1 protein-coding gene is annotated in these 1663 nt (G+C 32.1%); it reads right to left on the bottom strand.

The features are described from left to right. Positions 1-490: 490 nt before the first annotated feature. On the bottom strand, positions 491-1663 hold a 1173-nt coding region (locus tag BM027_RS17830; protein WP_175560028.1), incomplete at its 5' end, for an NAD(P)/FAD-dependent oxidoreductase.

Below are 1663 nucleotides of genomic sequence, written 5' to 3'. Positions count from 1 at the left end.
TGTGACCTTTTAACCATTGTTCACATAAACGCATATAACCATATTTAAGAAGATCAGGCATTTTCATTAAAACTCCACCATAAATCATCTTACTAAATTCTTCCCATTTGATTTCTTCCTCTAGATATTTTTGTTCTGGATACATATACTCTCCCCCTAACATTTTCAAATCTATATATATATTTATTGTTTATTTTTAACTATATAACTTAAGTTTAATATTTAAAATATTCATTGTCAAATTTTGGTATTAGACTGTTTAACTAGTGTTTTACCTATCAATTTCAAGTGTTGTTTACAAAAACAATTATGAATTATACTTATATTAAAATATGTCATTGTTCAAATGCTTAAAGGTAATTTTAAATATTTTTAAAACATAGTGTAAACTAATCTTGAATGTAAAATTATATATAATTAAATAAACAATAAAAGAGCGACTTTCGGAATATTTTTTTCCAAAAGTTCGCTCTTATTATGTCTTTAAAGTTTATTTCCTGAACATTTTACCAAATGCGGCATCCTTAAATGCTTTGTCGGAATTAAACTTATTTACTAGCATATTTGTAATGTTAGGATCATACATTGATTCTTGTACTAATTTTATTGTTTTTATACGATCATCATACATTTTAGAGAATTTTTTTGGATATCTTTCAAATAAAAATTCATCAGAAAAGTTATTTTCCTTTAAAGCCTCTATTGCAGCATCAGCGGCAAACTTACCACTATCAGCAGCTGCAGATATACCTTCGTCAACAAGAGGAATAACGGTAGAGCCTGCATCACCAATAAGCATAAAGCCATTACCGCAATTACGGAGTCTTTGGTGTGCATCTGGAACTCTCCATCCCTTCCAAGGTGCTACCTGAGTTGCATTTTTGAATCTCTTACCATATGGACTGTCTTCAACCCATTTATTAAATATTTCTTCTAAAGACTGATTAGCATATGAATCTCTATCAGCAACTCCCAATCCTACATTACAGAAGCCTTTTGATAATCCATCGACACCTGAAGGAAACACCCATATATAGGCTGGAGCAACACTTGCATCAAAATGAAATTCAATATAGCCCTCTTTTTTAAGCTCTGGATCTAATTCAACACCTGTGAAATATGTTCTAAGAGCAGGTGCAATACTTCCAGAATATTCTGGGAACATGCCAACTGACTTCGCTACAACTGAATGTGAACCATCTGCACCTATAACTATTTTTGATCTAATTTCAACGTATTCGCCTTGATATTTTGCCTTAACACCAACAACATAGTCATCCTCTTTAATTACATCATATACCCAGCAATCTTCCCAGCACTCAGCACCTAATCTTACAGCATTACGTTTCATTAAATCATCAAAAATCCATCTTGGCGTAATGTAAGCAGTTGCTGTATCTGTATCGATTGTCGTTTCAACATATTCTGATGAAACCATTTTAATTTTATGCTCAATCATAGCTAAAGGTTTTAGTTCCTCTAAAGCTCCTAGTTCTTTAACATGTTTTAATGTATTTCCTGATTGTGCATCAGCACAAGGTTTATCTCTTGGAAATACTTCTTTATCTATAAGTAATACATCTACTCCTGCTCTTGCAAGATATGATGCACATATTGATCCACCAGGGCCTGCACCAACAACAATTACATCTCTTTCAATAAT

This window comes from Clostridium uliginosum (assembly GCF_900112485.1).
GTDB classification, from domain to species: Bacteria; Bacillota; Clostridia; order Clostridiales; family Clostridiaceae; genus Clostridium; species Clostridium uliginosum.
This window is presented reverse-complemented; position numbering and strand designations above follow the sequence as displayed.